We start from the raw sequence: 694 nt of genomic DNA, 5'->3' as shown, positions 1-694 counted from the left end.
TGGGTGGCACTATTTACTCAGCCTAGACTTACTGTGTATTATCTCATTTCTTAGTCGTTCCAGGTTTTTGAAATCAGACCAGAAGCTCTCTTTATTCGGGGAATCGACATCAAGAACATCAGGTAAAATAGAGGACACTTTTTCTGAGGTGCTAATCCATCTCTCAATCTGCTCTTTCCCGTAGTGTTCAATTACTCCTTTACTATTTTTCTTTTTGTAAATGTACTCTTCAGGAATGCTTGTGTTGCAAAAGGACTCAACAGCTTTGTATCCAAAAACAATAGAAGTTTGAATTTCCTCTAAGAAGTCATATGCGGCCTTCACCCCTTGGTCATATAGTGACCCATCAGATGCCTTGGAAATACCTTTGATGTGCTCTCTTAATGTATTGGCATGATCCTTAGCTTTAGACGATATGCTCAGCGATAAGGATATTTCGTTTGGAGCAGCTACTCCTATCTGATTCTGTTCGATCTTTGCGTATATTAATTTTTGGAAAAATGCAGTCTGATCAGTTTCTTGATCATGTACTCCAATAGGCTTGTTTGCACGCATATCAGGCACTGGTATTTCATGGCCATCTTCCCTTTCTCCATCAATCGTATGTACGCAGACTAACTGATCTTTATCTTTCAGGTTAGAGAACAATGCTAGCTTCCTTGTATATTTGTCCCACTTGAACAGCTTGTTGAAC

Annotated in this window: 1 protein-coding gene; it reads right to left on the bottom strand. The window is 39.3% G+C overall.

The annotated features are described in order from the left end of the window. Nucleotides 1–9 precede the first annotated feature (9 nt). Nucleotides 10–694 (bottom strand): hypothetical protein (locus tag AB4238_RS22305; protein ID WP_372035810.1); only part of this gene is annotated, 685 nt, incomplete at its 5' end.

It is taken from the genome of Shewanella sp. 10N.286.45.A1 (assembly GCF_041470405.1).
In the GTDB taxonomy this organism is placed as follows: domain Bacteria; phylum Pseudomonadota; class Gammaproteobacteria; order Enterobacterales; family Shewanellaceae; genus Shewanella.
The sequence above is the reverse complement of the archived record's forward strand: the minus strand, read 5'-3'. Positions and strand labels throughout refer to the sequence as shown.